Origin of the sequence: Cryptobacterium curtum DSM 15641, from assembly GCF_000023845.1 — a bacterium.
Lineage (GTDB): Bacteria > Actinomycetota > Coriobacteriia > Coriobacteriales > Eggerthellaceae > Cryptobacterium > Cryptobacterium curtum.
Map to the genome: position 1 here is coordinate 1032501 of NC_013170.1, position 21514 is coordinate 1054014.

The window sequence follows — 21514 nt, forward strand, 5'->3', positions numbered from 1 at the left end:
CCGTACGTTCGGAGGTGGTCGCAAATGTTTCAAGATACATAATGTACAAATGCTCGGCTGCCACGATAATAGCCAATCCGATGATATAAGGCGACATATACCTACTCCTCTACTGTTTAATATTTCGAGGATAACGCGCAGTTTCTCGCGATTTCGATTACCGCTATTGAACTACAGTTGCTGTAATGCGCGATCATTCCATACCGCATTTAACCTGAATCGAGTACCCAATACCGGCTCGTATTGGTTATAAGCGCGGTATCTTCGCTCTTCGCTTAGCCGCCTGCTTCGCTTAACTGCTCGTCTTATCGTTGCGGCTGACCGCAATACGGACAAACCGTCCAAGCCGGATCAAGCGCATGATGGCAATTGGAACATAAGTCCTTCAGATGAGCATGGCAATTGGGGCAGATGATGTAATCAGCTTGTACCGGATAGCCACAATTTGCGCATTCACCATATTTCATAAGCTCGCGCTGCTTCAAGGCAATCTCAAGCTCTTGTTCGGAGCGATCCATTTCAAGCAGCGAGGGACGCAACAGCAAGTAAGCAATCACACCCACCAGTGGAACAAGGGCGACAATGGACCATGCCCACCAGACAGCACCGCGCTGATACGCATCGCGGGCAACCCACACGACAACCAAAACGTAGAGAATCACGAGCAGCATAATGAATACAAATAGTGCACTCTGTACCTGCGGGGTCATGAATTGTGACATCAGATCGGACATATTGATTCCTTTCCTTAGGTTACCCTAGGCGAGTTCATCCAATTGGGCTTGTACACGCTCTATCTGCTCAAGTGTTTCAGCTTGCTTGGCGCGATCCTTTTCGATTACCTCAGGCGCGGCCTTTGCTAAGAAGCCAGGATTTGCAAGTTTCTTCGTAAGTCGCTCGTTGTCAGATGAAAGTCGATCGAGCTGCTTGCGCAAACGGACACGCTCGGCATCGAAGTCGACAAGACCCGAAAGCGCGGTGTACACCTCAAGCCCTGCTGCCAACGATACACTTGATCCCGCTAGCTTGTCGACGTCGGTGGCAATAATAAGCGAACTGATACGACCCATGCCACTTATTAGTGACGACTGCGCGCACAGCAATGCCTCGTCACGACTATCGGTAACTTTTACGCGCACATCGAGTTCCTGATGGGGAGAAATACCATATCGAGAACGCGTCGCACGAACAGCAGATACCACTTCGCAGACCATCATAATGGCGCGCTCAGCGTCGATATCGCGGTAATCACTGAGAGCACGTGCCTTGGGCCAGGCAGCGCCAATTAAATAGGGTGCGTCTTTTTCCCCAGGCAGCTGCTGATAAATTTCTTCAGTGACAAACGGCATAATCGGATGGAGCAAGCGCAGCGACGTATCCAACAGGAAAATAAGATTACGTTGACACGCAAGACGACCAGCCGCATCATCGCCGGCTAAGCGACTCTTAGAAAACTCAATGTACCAGTCACAAAACTCGTTCCAGAAAAACGCGTACAGCTCGCGAGTAACCTCTGCAAACTCATAAGCATCAAACGCCTTATCAACCCGTTCAACTAGGCCAGCAAGACGGCTTAGTATCCACCGATCAACCGGCAGCTTCGCTTCGGGGGCTCCGGGGGTATACCCTTCCATATTCATAAGGACAAAGCGCGCGGCGTTGCGAATCTTGTTTGCAAAGTTACGGCTGTTCTCGAGCTTGTCTTCGTTAAACCGCAGATCCTGTGCACCAGTCACCTGCATAAGCAAACCAAAACGCATGCCATCGGCACCATAGTCCTGCATAAGCTTGAGCGGATCAACCCCGTTGCCCCTGCTCTTGCTCATGGGCTTGCCATCGGATCCCATCACGGTTGGATAGATGATGACATCTTGGAAAGGAATCTCTTTCATGCAGTACTCGCCGGCCATAACCATGCGAGCCACCCACAAGCCCATGATGTCGCGGGCTGTTGCAAGTACCTGTGTTGGATAGGCGCGTTCGAGTTCTTCGGTCTGGGAACCCTTCCCCGTCCAGCCAAGCGTCGCAAAGGGCCATAACTGACTAGAAAACCAGGTATCAAGAACATCTTCGTCTTGCCGCACGACGCTCCCGCATTCGGGGCATGTGCTAATATCCTCAACACAGGCATCCTGCCATCCGCACGCATCGCAATAGAACATCGGAATACGATGCCCCCACCACAGCTGGCGCGAAATGCACCAGTCTTTGAGATTAGCGAGCCAATCGAGATATACCTGCTTCCATCGGGCAGGATGAAATGTAATGGAACCATCTTCCACCACGCGAGCGGCGTCTTTTTTGAGGCCATCAACCGCGACAAACCACTGTTCAGAAAGCCACGGCTCGAGCTTGTTGTGACAGCGATAACACGTCATAACCGAATGGGTGTGATCCTCAACGTGGTCAAGAAGCCCCAGCCTATCGAATGCCTCGACGATAGCCGTACGCGCTTCGTCGCGATCGAGCCCTGAGAATTCCCCATACCCCTCAATAACATGAGCTGTTTCGTCAAAAATATTGATCTTCTCAAGGTCGTGACGTTCCCCCATCGCCCAGTCGTTAGGGTCATGAGCTGGCGTCACTTTGACAAATCCGGTGCCAAAACCCGCATCAACATAATAGTCACTAAAAATAGGGATCTCACGATCAACAAGCGGCAGCTTTACCTTCGCTCCTACAAAGCGCTGTGCGGCATCATCTTGAGGAGACACCGCGACACCAGTGTCACCTAGCATTGTTTCAGGGCGCGTGGTGGCTACCACAATGTAATCCTGCCCATCGACTGGTTCAACCAGAGGATAGCGCAGATACCACAGATGCCCATCTTCTTCGACGTACTCGACTTCGTCATCGGCGATAGCGGTTGTGCAGTGCGGGCACCAATTGACAATACGCTTGCCGCGGTAGATAAGCCCATCGTGATACCAGTCGACAAACAGATGACGCACCGCCTGAATATAATCAGGGTCGAGCGTAAAGTGCTCGTCGGAATAATCGCAGCTGCAGCCCATGCCTTTGATTTGATTGACAATGGTTGCACCATACTCGGCGCGCCATTCATAGCACGCCTCGATAAACTTTTCGCGGCCGATATCAAAGCGGCTTATACCCTCTTCGGCAAGCTTTTTATCAACCTTTGTCTGTGTCGCAATGCCCGCATGATCGGTGCCCAACACCCAGCGCGCCTGATATCCCTGCATGCGCGCGCGTCGAATGCACGCATCTTGAATGGTGTCATCAAGTGCATGACCCATATGAAGCACGCCGGTAATATTGGGAGGCGGAATCGTAATGGTATAGCAGTCGTTGGCATGCTCTCCAAAACCAGGAGTACGCTTGAAATACCCCGTCTCTTCCCATACTTTAAACAGGGGCGCCTCATGGGCGGCGAAATCAAAATCGACTCTCTTCTTTTCGGGCATGCCCTTGTTCCTTCTGTTAATTATGAATACTCAAACGTAGAAATTATACCGTATGACACTGGCCGAACGATACGAAGGGCGCCTTTGCACGGTTTCTCCCCGCACCCAAGGCGCCCTTACCTGAATCGTATGAATAGCAAACGTTAGCTTGCTGAGGGTATCGAAGCAGCTTCACGAGCGACAATCTCGGGAGAGGTTGTGCCTTCTATATCGCTCGCACGCAGAACAACCCGTGTCGGCTCGGTATGGTCAGGAAGCTCGTACATAACATCCATGAGCACATTTTCGCAGATAGAACGCAGACCACGTGCGCCAGTATTATGTTCAATAGCCTTATGAGCAATAGCACGCAAGGCATCTGGCTCGACAACCAGTTCGCTCTCTTCAAATTCGAACATACGCGTGTACTGCTTCACCAGAGCATTGCGCGGTTCCGTTAGAATACGAACCAGGTCTTCTTCGGTGAGCTCTTTTAGACGCGTAATCACCGGAATACGACCGACAAATTCGGGAATCATACCAAACTTATTGAGGTCTTCGGGTAAAACCTGACGCAGCAGTTCGGCATCTTCGTGCTTTTTGCTCTGCGGCAAGCGCGCATTGAAGCCCAGACCACTTTTGCCAACTCGCTCGGCGATAATGTCAGTGAGACCAACAAACGCTCCGCCCAAGATGAACAGGATGTTTGTGGTATCGATATGAATAAGTTCCTGCTGAGGATGCTTGCGACCACCCTGAGGAGGCACGCTCGCTTCACACCCTTCAACAATCTTGAGCAACGACTGCTGCACGCCTTCACCCGATACATCGCGGGTGATTGAAAGATTTTCGGCTTTGCGTGCAATCTTGTCGATCTCGTCGATATAGACAATGCCAATTTCTGCACGCGGCACATCGAAATCAGCAGCAGTAATAAGCTTCAGCAGAATGTTTTCGACATCCTCACCAACGTAGCCAGCCTCGGTCAGCGTGGTGGCGTCAGCAATAGCGAAGGGAACACGCAGCGTGCGCGCCAATGTCTGAGCAAGCAAGGTCTTGCCGCTACCGGTTGGTCCTAAAAGCAATATATTGCTTTTAGCAAGCTCGACATCATCGTCACTCGCATCAGCTCCCAAACTAATACGCTTGTAATGGTTGTACACCGCTACTGACAAGGCCCGTTTCGCTTCTTCTTGACCCACGACAAACGCACTTAAACGATCGTAGAGTTCATGAGGAGTTGGCAGGTTGTCGAGAACCTCAGCAGGATTGGGATCAGCTTCTTCGTTCAGCGCGATGGAAGCATCGGATGCAAATGGGTCCTGTCGGCTTAAAGAACTCGTGTCGATACCACGCAAGCCCATATCATGCATCATAGCCTCTGCGCATACCGAAATGCATTCGTCGCAGATACAGATACCGTTCGGACCGCTGATCATTGAATTAACCTGTTGCGGCGTTTTTCCGCAAAACGCGCAGTGGATATCCTCGTCAGGCGTGTCATGTTTCTCATGAGGGGTTTTTGCCATAATGCCCTTCGCCTTTACTGATTTGTTGCGTTGTTAAACCACTAGTCTTCTTTTTGAGCAGCACGGCTTGTTACAACCTGGTCAACTAGGCCATATTCGCGTGCCGCCTCAGCGCTCATAAAGTTATCGCGCTCGGTATCCTGTTGAATGGTTTCAAGTGATTGACCCGTATTCTTGGCCAGAATACCGTTCAAACGATCGCGGATATATAAGATTTCTTTTGCCACAATCGCGATTTCGGTCTGCTGACCTTGCGCGCCACCTGAAGGCTGATGAATCATCACACGCCCATTAGGAAGTGCGTACCGCTTGCCCTTTGTGCCATTCGATAGAAGCACCGCCGCCATCGAAGCGCACTGACCAATGCAGATGGTCGAAACATCACAGCTGATGTAATCCATGGTGTCAAGAATAGCCAGACCAGCTGTCACACTGCCACCAGGGCTATTGATGTAGAGTGAAATATCCTTTTCAGGATCGGTTGATTCAAGATGCAGAAGCTGAGCAACAACCGAATTAGCCACATTGTCATCAATCGCTTCGCCCAGAAATACAATGCGCTCATTCAGCAAGCGTGAATAGATATCGAAGCTGCGTTCACCGCGCGGTGACTGCTCAATCACATAGGGAATAAGAGCCGATGAAGGGTGAGTAAATTCGTTCATAGATCCTCTTTACGTCTCGAGATGTCTTTGATGCATCATCCATTATACGGAGAGCGAAACGGGTTGACGACAACCAAGCCATCAACCCGTCCATATTCATAGAAACGTGAGCGTTACGTTACCGAAGTGCGTATTTCATTCAGCTTTCAGCAATGCTTCGATGAGATCAGCCTTCTTCATGCCGTCAGCATCAATACCCATAGCAGCAGCCTGCTCGCGCAGTTCGGCTACTTTCAGTTTGCCCAGTTCGGTCTTTGTCGGCTTTGCAGCAGCGGAATCATTAGCAGAGGCGCTTGCCTTGGCAGCCTGTGTGGTTGCCTTGGATGCACCCGCTGCAGTCTTCGCTTTGCCAGTAGATGACTTCTTTGTTTCCTTGGTCGCCTTGGTGCTCTTGGCTTTTTTAGCGCTTGAGCCCGTCTTAGCATTCAAATTGTCCGCGTCATCTTTAACGCTGTTGAGCTTTTCACCAGGAGCAAGCTCGCTCACTTTCATGTTATCCATAATGGCAGACAGTGCAGCAGTACGACGCATACCAGCGCGCAATGTTGCAATACGGCCAGCATCGCGCCATTCCTTTTCAAGCGAAGCTGCATGAGCGGCGTCCGCCTTAGCAAATTCAGCGCTGATCTCTTCGTCGGTGACATCGATTTTGGCATGGCGTGCCCACGCATCAAGCGCGAGATCCTGCTCGGTCACATCGCGCGCCTGCTTCTTTAAGTCGTCGCGGAACTGCTCGGCAGTCAATCCCATCTGAGCCAGATAGGCATCAAAGGTCACGCCCTGTTGCTGGATCTGCATAAAGAAGTTCTGCAGCAAGCTTTGTTCTTCGACGTCGCACATTGCCTTCGGTGCTTCGCCTTCGAGTCGCTCCTGCAGTGCATAGAGTGCTTCGTTTTCGCGCAGACGGGGCATCATCTGCTCTTTCTGCTGCTTGATGGAGTCAGCTACTCGCTCGCGCAGCTCAGCCACGCCACCCTCAAAACCAGCGGTTTCTTTGGCCCATTCATCATCGAGAGCAGGCAGAACCTTCTTCTTAACCTGTTTAACCTCGACAGTCAGTGTGACCTTGCCGGGGTTATCCATCCCCTGTCCCATAAGGGACGGCTCAGACATATCAACTTCAACCGTTGCTTTCTTGCCTTTAGAAAGACCGATGAGCGCTTCATCAAAAGCTGGAGGGAACAATCCACTCGACAGCTCATAGAGACGCGATTCGGTTTCAAGTGACTCAACGTGATTGCCATTTGCGTCAACCGCTTCAAGAGAAATCTCGGCAAAATCACCTGCCGCAAGCTTTTTAGAAGCAGGAGCATCTTCGAACGTGTAGTAGTAGTTGCGCAGTTCATCAACCTGCGAGTCAATTTCCTCTTCGGTTGCCTCAACGCTCGGCAGCTTGATTTCGATGGCATCGTACGAGGAAAGAGAAAACTCAGGACGCACTTCAACGGTGGCAGAGAAGGAAAAACTCTTGCCTGCCTCAACTAGGTCGCTTTCTTGCTCAAACGACGGCTGGCCAATGGCAATAAGATCTGCTTCGTCCATAGCACGTGGATACAGACTATTGATAATGTCTTCGGTAACCGTAGCAGTAACCGCATTCGGCCCCAGCATGCTGTCGATAACAGGACGAGGGGCTTTGCCCTTGCGGAACCCCGGGAAATTATACTTGCCGGCAAAATCCCGATAGGTTTTCTTAATGCGATTGTCCACCTCTGTGGCATCAACGCTTACCGTCAGCTTCTTCCGGTTATCCTTCAGAGCCTCGACTTTGGTTTCCACTCAGTTCCTCCATCTATTGCGTTATGCAGTCTTTGGCGATTGCGAAGTCGCCAAACAGTACGTTTGACGAACCACTATGGTGCGGGCGAAAGGACTTGAACCTTCACGGGTTACCCCACCAGAACCTAAATCTGGCGCGTCTGCCAATTCCGCCACGCCCGCCAGTCGTCAAACGACGCGCGGCGAATGACCGCCTGCGCGCATGCAAAACGACATATTACCAAAAACCGCGGGGATATACCACGAAAACGGTGCACCACCGCACGCTGTACACCCCGCGGCAAACGACGATATTATCTTCCCTCGTCGAGCGCGATTACCGTGGTGTTTATCGTTCGCGGAACATGCCGCCTCGGGCATCGTCATCGTCACTCGCGGCTTGGGCACGAGCTGCTTCTTCCTTACTGGAAAACGCCTGTTCCTGTTGAGCAATAAGTTCGCAAGCCAACTCACGTAACTTGTACTTTTGCACTTTTTTGGCAGGATTCATCGGAAAATCGTCCACGAAGAATACGCGCTTGGGGACTTTGTAGCGGGCAATACGAGGAATAGCAAAAGCGCGTACCTCGTCTTCAGTCATGCTTTCAAAACCTGGCTTCACGCGGATAAAGGCACCAACAATCTCGCCCAGCTTTTCATCAGGTATACCAATTACCTGCGCATCAAGCACGCCTTCCATTGTCAGCAAGAAGTTCTCCACTTCAAGCGGATAAATATTTTCGCCACCACGGATGATCATGTCTTTGATACGCCCCGTCACACGATAATAGCCATCTTCATCGACGGTACCCAAGTCGCCTGAATGCAGGTATCCATCCGCATCAATAGCCGCAGCCGTAGCGTCGGGCATCTTGTAGTAGCCCTTCATGACGTTGTAACCCTTACAACACAGTTCGCCCGGCTCACCCGGAGCACACTCATGCCCGTCGTCCACCGAGAGCACCTTCACATCAACCGGCGGATGTTTGCGACCGACCGTTGTGCACTTATGCTCGATGTCGTCAGTCACACTCGTTTGCGTAAACACGGGACTCGTTTCGGTAAGCCCATAGCAAATGGTGATATCGCGCATATTCATCTTTTCGATGACCTCACCCATCGTGGCAGGTGGACAGGGACTGCCAGCCATGATGCCCGTGCGTAAACTTGACATGTCATAGTTGCTAAAATTCGGATGATTGAGTTCCGCGATAAACATGGTCGGCACGCCATAGACCGCTGTTGCCTTTTCACGGTCTATGGCAGAAAGAACCGCTTCAGCCTCAAAGCTTTCAATGCCAACAAGGGTCGACCGATGTGTGAGTGCTGCCATAGCCCCCAGCACACAGCCAAAGCAGTGGAAATACGGCACCGGCAGGCAAATACGGTCAGCCGGCGACAGACGCTGCCCTTCTCCGATATAGAAGCCATTATTTAAGATATTACGGTGCGTGAGCATAACGCCCTTCGGGAAACCCGTTGTCCCACTTGTGTACTGCATCATCACGCAGTCGTTTTGGTCAAAGGATCGCTCGACTTCCCAAAGCTCTTCTTCCTGCACATGTTCACCCAGCAAGAGCAGTTCCGGAACGCTATAAAAGCCGCGGTGCTTTTCTGGTCCCATATAGATGAGATTCTTTAAGAAAGGATACTCTTCAGTGTTGAGATAACCGCGTGCCTGGGTAAGCGATTCGGGTATCAGTCCGCGCACCACGTCCACGTAGTCGACATCGCGGAATCGGTCGATGATGACCAATGCCTTCATGTCGGATTGCTTGAGCACGTAATCGAGTTCGTGGCTTTTAAACACCGGGTTCATCGTGACAGACACGACGCCGATCTTGGCAGTAGCAAACATAAACGTAAGCCAGTCGGGAACATTACGTGCCCAAATTCCCAGATGATCGCCGGGCCGCATGCCAATAGACAAAAGACCACGCGCAAGATTGTCGGTGCGTTTGTCGAACTGAGCATAGGTCCAGCGCAGATCGCGGTCGGGATACACAATGAATTCATGCGATGGATCAATTTCTACCTGCGCCCGAAAATAACTGCCAATGGTCTTTTCGGTGTGCAGAGGCCAGTCGCTATCTCCTGGTTGCGGACGACTCCCATCTGCTCGGCGATATGCCTCGCGTGCCTGGGCAGCTTCTTCGCGTTTACGCACCTCGAGGGGGGTCCAGCCCCGAGTATCAGTTGGTATCTCTGAAAAATTATCTGATGACACGGTCATAAAAGGGACCTTTTCCTGCAATAGCGGTGGACGTGAGATGAGTCGAGATGATCGCTTGAACTCAAGCGCGACGGTGAGCTTTCTTGTCTCTCATATGATTCACAATGAACTTGGTGAACTTGAGCAAGCCCATTAAGCTTGAAATCCTAGAGGGGCGTATAGACAACAGCAAGAAACCGTGCGCTTTGTCCTTCGTGAGCACGCACCTGGTGAGGCACGATTGAATCGTAGTAGATCGATTCACCCGGATGGAGCACATAGAGCTCTTTGCCATATTCGATCTCTATCTCGCCTTCAAGGCCGTAGAGCCATTCTTCACCTTCGTGACCCACGAGTTCATGTTCAGTTTCACCCGACGGATCGATGGTGATAATAAATGGATCCATATGCCGCGAGGGGCGCCCCGCTGCAAGGCTAAAATACGCCAAGTCGCCGGCATCACTTGCAGTCTGAAGGCTCTTCAGACGAGTGACTTCTTCCATCTGGCTTGTGCCGATATAGAGAGGACCGAGCGATTCATCGTCGTCCATGAGCGTGCCCAAACGCACACCCAGTGCCCGCGTAATTTTGATAAGCGGCGCAAGTGACGGTGGCACCTCGCCCGCTTCGAGTTCAGCAATAGCGGATACATCACATCCGCATCGATCAGCAAGATCTTGCTGGGATAGATGATGCGCCTCGCGCAACGTTACAATCTTGTGACCCAGCCTGTTTTCGTCGGACATGCGACTCCTCCCCGCTTGCACCATGAACCTCACGGTAAATGAATATCATGGCGACGTGCTCGTATGCTGCCGTATTGTAGGGCAGCACACCGCACATTCGCTCGAACAGCAACAATGCCGGCGGGGAAATCCTCGGTTTCGATACAATAAGCCGCCATAAGCGCGCTGGGACTACTGCACAGTACGGCAATACTAATCTAGATCACGCACACAATGTGGGAGTTACTTTATTTTGCCGCGCTCGAACGTATGATGTCGGCGGACCCGCTTTGGTTCGCGAAAATCGAGCTGAGGTTGCACGTAGTCAAGCGTTTCATCTTGCCGTACCAGTTCAATCTGATCAATGATCCACGTCACTGCTTCGTTGCCGAATACTTCCAACATCTTAATACGCGCATCAGTCATATTCTTTTTCGAGCCAGCTTGTGCTGAACTCTCAAATTCGAAAATACCGCTGGTTGGATGCTCCCCCACCGGAGATTTGTAATGTGCGCGATAGGTCTTCATCTGCCTCAATTCCATCTCAACGTACGCACTGGTCATCATGAGCTCTGTGTGCTAACCAGCACGAGCTTATATATACCAATCAGCATGACGTATATGCGAGCAACCGCTCTTTGTCTGTATATCGGTATGTTTGTATGTCGGCACCTACTCAGTGCGTCTGAACATGTATATGAGCTCGATTGACTGTATCGCAAGTACGAGACAAGAACAAGCGACATCGTATGGCTCTGCAAAAGCCCCGGTCTCCATGCCCGCCTCGCAAAAGTCTTGGACTCTATGGCACTTGCAAAAGCCACCAACATATACCTACCTCGCAAAAGTTGCCGACTATATCCCCGTCTTGTAAAAGCCTTGGGCTCTGTGGCGCTCGCAAAAGACCTCAAAGTTCTAGACTGACTTTAAAACCAAGCAAAAGTTCCCGCTCGGTAACGGTGTATGACGTAACAGCAACCGTTAGCACTCTCACATTGAAAGTGCTAACAAGTCAGGCTATAACAAGACTACACAGTAAGCGACGGGGTAACATGCCCCAGACGGAGATGAGAATTATGCTAGTACCTGCGAAACGGAACTTCTTTAACGACTTTATGGTTAGCCCTTTTGATGCCTTCTTTGATACCCCGCAAGCAACGGGAAAAACATCTTTTGGATTAATGAAGACCGACATCAAAGAAACCGATACCGATTTTGAACTTACCATCGATTTGCCCGGCATGAAGAAAGAAAATATCACCGCTAATATTGCTGACGGCTATCTGGAGGTTTCTGCTGAAACGAAGCATGAGACTGAAGAGGATGACAAGAATGGATCGTTCCTGCGCAAGGAACGCTTCGAGGGCAAATGCAGCCGTAAGTTCTATGTCGGCGATGAAGTGGATGAAGATGGCATCAGCGCCCAGTTTGATAATGGCACCCTGAAAATTATGGTGCCAAAGCGCACTGCACCAGCTCCCGAGCCGAAAAAGAGCATTGCCATCGAGGGTTAAACCAAGCTGGAAAGCGCCTGAGAGTAAAAGAAAACAGGCGGTAATGGGGTGTTGATGCAAGTCAGCACCCCATTTTAAGTTAGTACTCGTTTTTAGAGGTAAATAGCTACCAGTGTCTTGAATGAGAAAGCCAGCGAATCAGCAAGATGGATCTTCGGACGACCTCTTGGACACATTAGACCGCAAACCCTAAGAACAGTCGATCGCTTCGGGGCTTTTCCATGCCCGTACGAACGTCCCCATTATTGAACGTGCGATAGTTGAGAAAAGGGAATAAAGGGTGCTGGTGCACCATGATCGGCAATGAGTTTTTCCATCCAGATAATATCAAGCCATCGATTGAACTTATACCCGCAGGAATTAAACTGCGCGCACCGCGCGTAACCGCACGTGCTATGAAAACGGAGACTCGCTTCATTTTCACCGGTAATACAGGCATACAGGTTCGTAACTCCTTGACGAGCGAGTATGCGCTCAAGCTCGGTATAAAGCGCCGCCGCAACACCTGTGTGTTGAGCACGTGAACTCAAATAGATGGTTGTTTCAGCTGAATGAAGGTACGCAGATCGTTCACGCAGCGCATGCGCGTAGCAAAATCCCACAACCGCAAGAGACTGGTCGCACACAACAAGAAAAGGATACTGCGCAAGAGTATTTTCAATACGCAGACGACATTCATTAGCTGAAGGAGCATCCTCTTCAAAGGTCGCCGTTGAAGTACGCACGTACTCACCGTAGATATCCGCCACCGCACCGGCATCATCGCCCGTTGCTATACGGATAGTCCATCCATCAATCACTGAACTCCCCTTCCCAACTTGGATACCGCTTGCCCTCAAGCGCACGGTCCAAAGGAGTGCTCACTAATCCTCGAGATAGTCCTTCAGTTTGCTTGAACGACTGGGATGACGCAGCTTCGCCAGTGTCTTGCTTTCGATTTGACGAATACGTTCACGTGTCACACCGAATTCACGGCCGACTTCTTCAAGGGTGCGCGGATGACCATCTTCAAGACCGAAGCGCAAACTAATTACCTTGCGCTCACGTTCGGCCAGGCCATCAAGTACCTTCGTCAGCTGTTCTTGCAGCATGCTGAAGCTTGCTGCATCCGGTGGTACCACCGCGGCGTCATCTTCAATAAAGTCGCCCAGCTGGCTGTCTTCTTCTTCACCAATCGGTGTTTCCAACGAAACAGGTTCTTGGCTGATCTTCTGGATTTCACGCACTCTATCGGGCGTCAAATCCATTTCTTCAGCAATTTCTTCCGGGGTTGGTTCACGTCCCAATTCTTGAAGAAGCTGACGCTGAATACGCACGAGCTTATTGATTGTTTCGACCATGTGTACCGGAATACGGATAGTACGGGCCTGATCGGCAATAGCACGGGTAATAGCTTGCCTAATCCACCAGGTTGCATACGTCGAAAACTTGAAGCCCTTCGTGTAGTCGAATTTCTCAACGGCACGAATAAGACCTAAATTCCCCTCTTGAATAAGGTCGAGGAACAGCATGCCACGTCCGACATACCGCTTTGCAATCGACACTACCAGGCGGAGATTTGCTTCAATAAGCTGCTGCTTTGCATCAAGACCGACCGCTTCAATGCGCGTCAAGCGCCTGTGCTCGCGACGGGAAAGCTCTTCGGCGTTATCGGCCTCTGCAGCTTCGAGCTGCTCGCCTGCTTCGACACCTGCTTCAATCTTCATGGCAAGGTCGATTTCTTCAGCTGCCGTAAGCAGCGGAACCTTGCCGATTTCTTTCAAGTACATACGCACTGGATCGCCGGTGAGCATCGTAATAGAAGTATCAGCAGCACGAGAGCGCGAACTCTGGCGAATGCGTGATTTCGAAGCGGTTACCTTTGGAAGACTCACCGAACTTGAAGCCTTGAGTTCTTCTTCAGGAATTCCCTCAAGAAGATCTTCTTCGCTTTCGGCTTCGGGTTTATCCCCCGCGATTGCATCGTCAGAAATATCCGGAACACCAACGGTATCCGGCGCTTCTAAATCTTCCAGATCGACTGAATCTTCAGAGTCGGAAGCTGCTTGATTTTGTATTTCTTCATCCGGCTGGCTGCTGCCGTCTTTGCCAGGTACTTTTTCTGTCGTAGAAGTGCGAGAAGCTGCTGCCACGTGACTTCCTTTCAAAGGAGCCTGCAGACCCTGTAAATCGGAGACAGGGCGTAAAGATACAGCAAAGTAGTGTACCACACTTCGCCTGCTTCTTAATAGGGCTATCTTGCCCAAACTTCAATCGCATGAAGGGTTCATGGGACATTGACAATCGAACATTTGTTTGCAATGATGAAACACGAACATCTATTCGCTTTTTGCATCTTAACAGCTGGGATTTCCTGGTGTGGTTAGGTTTGAAATTCTTGGTGTACTAGGGGTTTTGAATGACAGAGCTTTGAAGCATCGAGGTTTGGACTGCTGGGATTTGAAACATCAAGATGTGCGATAGCAGGATTTCAAAGCGTTGAGTTTTGAACTGCTGAGATTCAAGGCATCAGAGTTTACAACACCACGGTCTTGGAATACGAGGGGACTTACGTGGAACTTGCCGACAAACTGGAAATACTTGCGGATGCCGCAAAGTACGATGTTGCCTGCACCTCTTCCGGTGTCGAGCGCAACGCGCGACGCGGACAGCTTGGCACTGCCCACTCGGCCGGATGTTGCCACAGCTTTACCCCCGATGGGCGCTGTATCTGCTTGCTTAAGGTGCTCATGTCAAATTCCTGCATCTACGACTGCGCCTATTGCGTCAATCGGTGCTCAAACGATCATCGGCGCGCCACGTTTTCCCCACGCGAACTCGCCGATCTGACGATTGACTTCTATCGACGTAATTACATCGAGGGCCTCTTTCTTTCAAGCGGTATCGTAAAAAGCCCTGATTACACAAGCGAGCTGATGATTCGTACTTTGCGCATCCTGCGTGACGAATATGGCTTTTGGGGCTATATCCACGCAAAGGCTATCCCTGGTTCTAGCTCGGAAGCCATCGATCAACTGGGACGCTTGGCCGATCGCTTGAGTGTGAATATGGAACTACCGAGTAGAGAAAGCCTTGCCCTGCTTGCACCTGATAAACAGAAACAAAACCTTATCAGGCCAATGCGATATATCCAGCACACCATCACTGAAGATACCGATAAGCGCGCTCTTTCCTCAAAGCAGAGTCGCGCGCTTGCGTGGCGCAAACAAGCCCCTACCCTCACGCGCCCACGTGCCTTTGCGCCCGCCGGTCAAAGCACGCAGATGATTATTGGAGCGACTCCCGAAAGCGATTTTCACATTCTCAATTTATCAGCTGCTCTCTATAAAACCATTCAGATGAAACGCGTTTTCTTTAGCGCTTATCTACCGGTAAACCACGATACACGGCTCCCCGAAAGCCCTCGTATCCAGCTCGACCGAGAGCATCGCTTGTATCAGGCTGACTGGCTCATGCGCTTTTATCACTTTGATGTCGCTGAAATTATCGACGAGGCGCACCCCTTTCTTGACCTCGCTCTTGACCCAAAAGCAAACTGGGCAATCAATCACCTCGATCGATTCCCCTTAGAAGTGAACACGGCACCCTATTGCGAATTACTGCGCGTGCCAGGCATTGGGGTGCGCGGTGCCCAGAGCATTATGCGAGCGCGTAAGACGCACACGCTTACTGAAAGAGAATTGCGTCGGCTCGGCATAGTCTATAAGCGAGCACGGTTCTTTATTACTTGCAATAATAGTTGGGGTGCCACCGGTATTCCTTTCGACCGCGACTCTATCAGAGCCCAGCTTGTTGCCGCCATCAACGGAGGTGAACACGGACGGCGTTCTGGAGGTGTAATAGCCGGACAGCTGTCCTTTGACGATCTTATTGCACCCGCAGAAATACCCGGCCAGGTGGTTGATCCAATTTCGAGCAAACAGACAATGGCTCCGGTGACACGCACTCAGCATCCCAACCAGTTGCTTGGCAGCTTTGAGGCGGAAACGAAGTGTGCGTCATGAATGATTCTCTTTTAGCTACTGAGTATTCACGCGCCAGATTTGGAATAGCGCGTGATAGCAAAATGCATCCCACGAACAGAGGTATTCTTCAGCAGCGATGCATTCGTTTGCCACGCTTTATAGCAACAACAAGATGAACCTCATGAATATACCGCACAATAATGCCGCTCTACCACCGACAAGCAATGCCACGCTTGCGACGGCGCACACAACCATCGATTGCCCCGATCCCGTAGCTCTTATCTATGACGGCACAATAGAAGGTTTAATGAGCGCGGTGTTTGCTGCCTGGGAGTTGCACCATCAGGTTGAAGATGTACTCTCACAAGAATACGGACAGATACGCTTAGGCCAACAGGTTGTCGTGATTGAGACCGACTTTGAAAAGGCACAACGCGTGAAAGCCGGATTACAGCGGCGTTGTGGAGTAAAAACTTGGCGCACAATTGCACAGGCCGCCTGTGCAGATGGTGCCGATGTGGGTACCATCGTCTACCAAGCAATACGCCGCCTAATGGGCAAGAACGGCGCACAAGCACTCAACGAAGCGGCTGATCCAACCATCGCAGCCCTTTTGAAGCTCGCCCGTCACGTGGAAATTGAAACCGAACATATGCGGCAATTCATGCGCTTCAGTCAGGCTGATGATGGTCTGTGGTATGCCGTCTGCAATCCAAATGCCTCGGTGGTGCCCCTTGTCATGAACTTTTTCGCTGCACGGTTCAATACACAGCGCTTTATCATCTACGACGAAGTACATCATCTTGCTGGCATATCAGAAGATGGAAGCTGGGAACTAGTGCGTATCAACCAATTAAACGTACCAGCGCCAAACGAACATGAAGCCCTTATGCAGGATGCTTGGAAGCGTTTCTATCGCAGCGCGACCATCGAAGCACGCTACCATCCTGAACTGCGTCGACACTTTATGCCGATGCGTCTTTGGAAACACATCACCGAACTGCACGAGAATGTGGAAGAACGCCCGTCCCATCAAAGGAAGGAATAAAGCTTTCGCGCGCTGCATCGCCCGATTGCCAAAAATAATCGACCATTCCAATATGATCGGCATAGTCAAGAAGCTGTTCATATTCATCCGCAGTAATACGCCGCTGTAATTCCGGGAATCCTTTCAAAGAACCGTCCAGAGAATCTTCCAAGGAATCGGGTGGAGTATATTGGCTCATCAGGCTATAGAGCACCGCATTACCGTAACGATGCCAGAGAAATGAAAGGATCGACTTCGATTCATCAAGGTGATCAGGCAACAATAGATGCCGCACGACTACACCGTGCACAAGGCGCTGATCTCCTGCAAAACAGTCATAGGCAGGCACCCCCGCACAGGCAACCATCGCATCAAGAGCACTTACTGCATAGTCGAAGTAATTGGAAGCTTGCGAGTAACGCTGCGCTGTGGTTCCTACCCACGCTGGCGCATATTTGAAATCGGCCAGATACACATCGATACAGTCAGCGTATCGCCTGATGGTACTGGCTAATTCATACCCTGAGGTATTCATAATAAACGGCAGATCAAACCCTTGTGCATGCGCACTGCGACACGCCTGCTCTATGGATGGAAAATAGTGCGAGGGGGTTACCAGATTGATATTGGCTGCACCCTGTGCGCGTAATTCAAAGAATATGTCAGCGAGGCGTTCAACAGAAATATCGTATCCCGCCTGTCCGCACGCAATGGCAGCATTCTGACAGTACACACAGCGAAGCGGACAATTGCTAAAAAACACCGTCCCACTGCCCGCACCAACGCTGATCGGTGGCTCTTCCCATTCGTGAAGAGCCGCACGAGCCACCCGTAACTCACCTGCTGCTCCACAAACACCGCGCTGTCCTGCGGATCTGCGTGCGCCGCATCGCCGTGGACAGAGATAACACCTATCGGCCGAGGGGAGAATCTTCCTCGATTCCAAGCTCTTCATCACTTGTCCAGCCCCAGCCTTCACGATCATCCATTTCATCGTCATCATTGTCATCGGTATCAGAAAGTGTCTGCATACCCTCAGCCCGATGCCAATCAAGCCCAAAGCGCTCGCCTGACGCTTCGTCACGATAGGCAAGCGTTAAAGCAAGCGGAGACAGTTCAATGCCACCAACTGTTGCTAGAAGACGAACTAAATATGCCGCTGTTTCGGTTTGCGGAAGTACAAGCCCCTGTTCCTCTGCCCATGCAAGCGCACAGGTTAATTCACTCGCCACTATTTCTATGGTATACGTCGATGCATAGTTATCGGCGCGAATACCCTGATACCAGGCAGAAATATTCTCTTGAGTACCCTGCTGACTTTCCAGAAAAGCGCGTGCCTGCAGCTCTCCCGACTCATCAACAGCAAGACGCAGCAGCGCCTCTGATTCAACCATTGAAGCGATTTCGAGAGCACGCTTGGCGGTGAGGGCACACTTCACTGCCTGAGCGGCACCGCTTTGGCCGCATTCTTCCCAATGCGCCGCAACAGCTTCGATGATACCGGTTACTTGAGCGAGCTCATCGGGCTGGCCAGCAAGAAGGGCAGTTAGATTATCTCGGTCGGCAAAAGGGTCAGGCACTGTTATATCGGCTGCATGTAGAGGCGCTTCAACAAAATGGGCATCAGATATCTGAGCAAGTGAAGATATCTCACGCGCGGTAGTAGGAGTACATGCTTCCAGACCGATAATAAAGAGACCTTCTCGCAGGTGGGAAAGCAGACCATCCTGACCAAAATACGTTTCCTCATGGCTTTCCTGAGAAGCACAATACGCAATAACCACATCAGCAGCAGCGATATCATCCTGCTGCTCAAATCCAGCAGCAAGAAGATTCTGGCACAATACAGCGCCAACGGCAGCATCTCCGGTATATGCAAATGAATGAAGCATCTGGTTCCTCTCTTATGAATTTCGTACCTTATTGGCAATACGATCGGAAATAGAAATACTCTCGCGCCGATCGGGACCCCAGAAACTTAAGGCAAGCATGCCCGGTCCAACGTGACTACCAACGGTAGGACCAATATTGAGACGCAAAAATACTGCCGCGGGATTTTCTTTTTCCAAAAGTTCTACGAGACGATCGGCATCTTTAGGAGCGTCGGCCTGTCCTACCGCCACCATTTGGCCACCCTGACCATCATCGTGAGCCTTCTGATAAAGCTCAACCATGCGTTTGATACCCTTTTTACGTCCGCGTGCAGCACCTACTACTGCCAGCTTTCCGTCGAGATCCCACGATAAAAGCGGCTTCAAATCAAGCTTTGACCCGGCGATAGCAACACTCGCAGGAATACGCCCACCACGATGCAGTGTCGTGAGATCTTCAACCATAAAGATAGTCTGCACAAAATAGAGTGCTTCCTGTGCCCAATTGACAATCTCAGGTGCTGTCATACCCCGTTCACGCAGGCGCAGCGCTTCAACCATCAGAAGACCCTGCGGCGCACTTCCTAACTTGGTGTCGACAACATACAGCTCAATGTCGTCTCCAAATTCAGCATGCATGCGATCAAGCGCGGCCAGCGCACCCTCATACGCTCCTGATGCGCCCCGCGTAAACGAAAAGTACACTGTGGGAATACCCGATGTCACGGCCTTTCTGAATGCCGTTTCAAACTCTAGTTGAGACGGTTGTGAGGTGCTCGGAGTTGCTCCCGCTCGCAGCCACTCGTAAAAATCATGCGGCGTGCGGCTTTCATACGAATCATCGGTATAGCTTTTCTCGCCATCAGTGTAGGTAAAGGGCAGCATGGTAACCCCAGGTACATCCCAGATGGTACGCGGCAAATCACAGCAAGAATCAAAAATAAGATTACATGCGACAGCCATCGCTATCCCCTATCTTTTACTCGACGTGCAATACGTTCAGCCACTGAAAGATCTTCGCGACGATCGGGGCCCCAAAACACCACTGCAACCATACCGGGCCCCACATGACTGCCGATAACTGGCCCGACCTGGGACGATAAAAATACTACCCCGTTACGCTGTTTGTCGATTGTTTCGCGAAGACGCTGTGTGTCCTTTGGTGCATCGGCATCGGCCACGACCATATGCACGCCAGCGGCCGTATCGTTTGCCCGCGCAAGAGCATATTCCGCAAGCTGACGAATACCTTTTTTGCGACCGCGCGCTACCCCAGACAAAGACAGATGTCCTTCTAAGTCGAAGGAAAGAAGCGCTTTGACGTCAAGTTTCGCACCAGCAAGGGCCACAGACGCAGGGATACGGCCACCACGACGCAGTGAATCAAGATCGTCAACCATAAACAGAGATCCCACGTAATACCGCGCTTCGCGAACCCATTCAACCATTTCTTCAGCTGACAGACCCGCTTCACGCTGCTCGATGGCGCCTAATACCAGCAATCCTTCTGCAATCGACGCAAGCTTGGTATCAACGACGTACAGCTTTGATGCCGGATATTCAACCGCCAATGCGTCACGCACGAGCACTGCCGCATCATAACTACCCGACAATCCACTTGAAAACGAAAGGTATACCGTGGGAACACCCGTCTGGATAGCCCGCTCAAACGTTTCACGCAGGGTAGCAACAGGAATCTGCGCAGTCGTCGGCGCAGGACGTTTTTTATCGCGCATGGCCTCGTAAAAATCATGGGGTGAAAGAGAACGATATAGGTCGTCAACGTAATCGCAACCATCCATAACATACGGAAACTCAATCACATCAATGCCTGGACGATCAACCACGTCAAACGGCAAATCGCAACACGAATCAACTATGAGATTGCAACGCGCATCCATCGCGTCGCTCCTTTCTTGTTTGGCAGATGCCACTCTGTTAGCAGGTGCACAAAAGCTGTTGTACGTTACCGGTAATCTTGTCCTGAAGCGGCAAATTGCACTGGTAGGCAATGCCCAGCGCCGGACCCACATGTGCGCCGATTACCGGACTGACAGGCGCGATGTCAACGGCACGATCAAAATGCGGTGTCACGACATCGCGCACCCAATCAAGTGCGCTTTGACGATTGCCAATGTAGTGAACAATCAGGCGTTTGAAGCCACCGCGACCGGCAATGTCGGCATCAATCTGATTGACAATGGCAGCAAGTGCTTTTTTATGCGAGCGCGCCTTCGCAAGCACGCGCACCGAGCCGTCGGTCACCGTTAAAACGGGACGTATCTGCATCAGGCCACCAATGAGTGCAGAAGCTCGTCCAATGCGCCCACCTGCACGTAAAAAGTCGAGTGAAACCGGCGAAAAAAGAAACCGCGACGACTGAACACCAAACAGAGCGCGCTGAGCCGCATGATCAAGGGAAGCCCCCGATTCGATAGCATCAAGTGCTTCGAGTACTGCTGGTGTTGCGTCACCTCCACATGACGACGAATCGATAAGTGCAAACTTAAATTGGGGATGACACGCTGCAACTGCACGAGCAGCACGAAGAGCCCCCTCATAGGTTCCAGACAGTGCCGAAGAAATAAAGATACCGAGTACTTCATCTTCGGCGCAGGCTGCTTCTTCAAAGCACGATTCGAACGTGGCAGCAGACGGTTGGCTTGATGTGGGAAGCTCTCCACTTGTTGCATCAAGGTGCCCGTAGAAGTCATCGACATCCATCGTGGCATCTTCGTACTCTTGGCCAGCCCAGCGTACATAAAGACTTATGACCTGTACCTTCCCAGATACGCGGATAGATTCAGGTACGGTAATGGTTGAATCGGTGACAAGCCGGATCAT

The 21514-nt window shown here is 51.1% G+C and carries 19 protein-coding genes and 1 tRNA gene (1 of these 20 running past the window's edge); 3 read left to right on the plus strand and 17 right to left on the minus strand.

The features are described from left to right. From CCUR_RS04445 to CCUR_RS04490, 10 genes are all read right to left on the minus strand, one after another. Nucleotides 1-97: the 5' portion of a DUF1304 domain-containing protein gene (locus CCUR_RS04445; RefSeq protein ID WP_012803283.1), read on the minus strand. Its footprint begins 266 nt before the window's first position; only the first 97 of its 363 coding nucleotides appear in the window; it begins with the start codon at nucleotides 95-97; its stop codon lies beyond the left edge, outside the window. 208 nt (nucleotides 98-305) lie between these two features. Next, complete coding sequence (locus tag CCUR_RS04450; protein ID WP_012803284.1) at nucleotides 306-734, minus strand: zinc ribbon domain-containing protein; 429 nt, start codon at nucleotides 732-734, stop codon at nucleotides 306-308. 24 nt (nucleotides 735-758) lie between these two features. After that, complete coding sequence (locus tag CCUR_RS04455; RefSeq protein ID WP_012803285.1) at nucleotides 759-3425, minus strand: valine--tRNA ligase; 2667 nt, start codon at nucleotides 3423-3425, stop codon at nucleotides 759-761. A 143-nt stretch (nucleotides 3426-3568) separates the two neighbouring features. Then, on the minus strand, nucleotides 3569-4933 hold the full coding sequence (gene clpX, locus CCUR_RS04460) for an ATP-dependent Clp protease ATP-binding subunit ClpX (RefSeq protein WP_012803286.1): 1365 nt from the start codon (nucleotides 4931-4933) through the stop codon (nucleotides 3569-3571). Between the two features lie 41 nt (nucleotides 4934-4974). Then, nucleotides 4975-5598, minus strand: coding sequence for an ATP-dependent Clp endopeptidase proteolytic subunit ClpP (gene clpP / locus CCUR_RS04465; RefSeq protein WP_012803287.1), 624 nt, complete (start codon nucleotides 5596-5598; stop codon nucleotides 4975-4977). Between the two features lie 135 nt (nucleotides 5599-5733). After that, nucleotides 5734-7377 (minus strand): trigger factor, encoded by a 1644-nt coding sequence (gene tig, locus CCUR_RS04470; protein WP_012803288.1) that lies wholly within the window; start codon nucleotides 7375-7377, stop codon nucleotides 5734-5736. Between the two features lie 77 nt (nucleotides 7378-7454). Next, nucleotides 7455-7539 (minus strand) — tRNA-Leu (locus tag CCUR_RS04475). Between the two features lie 166 nt (nucleotides 7540-7705). Further along, nucleotides 7706-9589 carry an AMP-binding protein gene (locus CCUR_RS04480; RefSeq protein ID WP_083771579.1) on the minus strand — a complete coding sequence of 628 codons (1884 nt, stop codon included), beginning with the start codon at nucleotides 9587-9589 and terminating at the stop codon, nucleotides 7706-7708. A gap of 146 nt (nucleotides 9590-9735) precedes the next feature. Further along, entirely contained in the window at nucleotides 9736-10314 is a 579-nt protein-coding gene (locus CCUR_RS04485; RefSeq protein ID WP_012803290.1) for a helix-turn-helix domain-containing protein, read from the minus strand. 222 nt (nucleotides 10315-10536) lie between these two features. After that, the gene (locus CCUR_RS04490) at nucleotides 10537-10821 is read right to left on the minus strand and encodes a hypothetical protein (protein ID WP_012803291.1); all 285 of its coding nucleotides are present in this window, start codon (nucleotides 10819-10821) and stop codon (nucleotides 10537-10539) included. Between the two features lie 548 nt (nucleotides 10822-11369). On the opposite strand from CCUR_RS04490, the gene CCUR_RS04495 reads away from it, so the two are divergent. After that, nucleotides 11370-11807, plus strand: a complete 438-nt coding sequence (locus CCUR_RS04495; protein ID WP_012803292.1) for an Hsp20/alpha crystallin family protein — start codon at nucleotides 11370-11372, stop codon at nucleotides 11805-11807. A gap of 242 nt (nucleotides 11808-12049) precedes the next feature. On the opposite strand, the gene CCUR_RS04500 is transcribed toward CCUR_RS04495, so the two are convergent. Together CCUR_RS04500 and rpoD are read right to left on the minus strand one after the other, a co-directional pair. Continuing rightward, the gene (locus CCUR_RS04500) at nucleotides 12050-12607 is read right to left on the minus strand and encodes a GNAT family N-acetyltransferase (protein WP_012803293.1); all 558 of its coding nucleotides are present in this window, start codon (nucleotides 12605-12607) and stop codon (nucleotides 12050-12052) included. Nucleotides 12608-12670: 63 nt separating this feature from the next. Continuing rightward, nucleotides 12671-13939 (minus strand): RNA polymerase sigma factor RpoD, encoded by a 1269-nt coding sequence (gene rpoD, locus CCUR_RS04505; protein WP_012803294.1) that lies wholly within the window; start codon nucleotides 13937-13939, stop codon nucleotides 12671-12673. 420 nt (nucleotides 13940-14359) lie between these two features. Here rpoD and CCUR_RS04510 point away from each other — a divergent pair, with 420 nt between their 5' ends. Together CCUR_RS04510 and CCUR_RS04515 are read left to right on the plus strand one after the other, a co-directional pair. Continuing rightward, nucleotides 14360-15811 carry a putative DNA modification/repair radical SAM protein gene (locus CCUR_RS04510; protein ID WP_012803295.1) on the plus strand — a complete coding sequence of 484 codons (1452 nt, stop codon included), beginning with the start codon at nucleotides 14360-14362 and terminating at the stop codon, nucleotides 15809-15811. 142 nt (nucleotides 15812-15953) lie between these two features. Continuing rightward, on the plus strand, nucleotides 15954-16820 hold the full coding sequence (locus CCUR_RS04515; RefSeq protein WP_012803296.1) for a TIGR03915 family putative DNA repair protein: 867 nt from the start codon (nucleotides 15954-15956) through the stop codon (nucleotides 16818-16820). On the opposite strand, the gene CCUR_RS04520 is transcribed toward CCUR_RS04515, so the two are convergent. Genes CCUR_RS04520 through CCUR_RS04540 form a run of 5 tightly spaced genes read right to left on the minus strand, consistent with a single transcriptional unit; the run spans nucleotide 16765 to nucleotide 21514 of the window. Continuing rightward, on the minus strand, nucleotides 16765-17793 hold the full coding sequence (locus CCUR_RS04520) for a radical SAM protein (RefSeq protein ID WP_245526087.1): 1029 nt from the start codon (nucleotides 17791-17793) through the stop codon (nucleotides 16765-16767). The two genes, CCUR_RS04515 and CCUR_RS04520, sit on opposite strands and share 56 nt — an antisense overlap. Continuing rightward, nucleotides 17711-18691, minus strand: a complete 981-nt coding sequence (locus tag CCUR_RS04525) for an NAD(P)-binding domain-containing protein (protein WP_012803298.1) — start codon at nucleotides 18689-18691, stop codon at nucleotides 17711-17713. Before CCUR_RS04525 ends, CCUR_RS04520 begins: the two co-directional genes overlap by 83 nt. 12 nt (nucleotides 18692-18703) lie before the next feature. Then, nucleotides 18704-19633 (minus strand): DegV family protein, encoded by a 930-nt coding sequence (locus tag CCUR_RS04530; RefSeq protein ID WP_012803299.1) that lies wholly within the window; start codon nucleotides 19631-19633, stop codon nucleotides 18704-18706. A 2-nt stretch (nucleotides 19634-19635) separates the two neighbouring features. Next, nucleotides 19636-20571: a DegV family protein gene (locus CCUR_RS04535; RefSeq protein ID WP_012803300.1), complete on the minus strand. Its 936-nt coding sequence runs from the start codon at nucleotides 20569-20571 to the stop codon at nucleotides 19636-19638. 37 nt (nucleotides 20572-20608) lie between these two features. Then, nucleotides 20609-21514 carry a DegV family protein gene (locus CCUR_RS04540; protein ID WP_012803301.1) on the minus strand — a complete coding sequence of 302 codons (906 nt, stop codon included), beginning with the start codon at nucleotides 21512-21514 and terminating at the stop codon, nucleotides 20609-20611.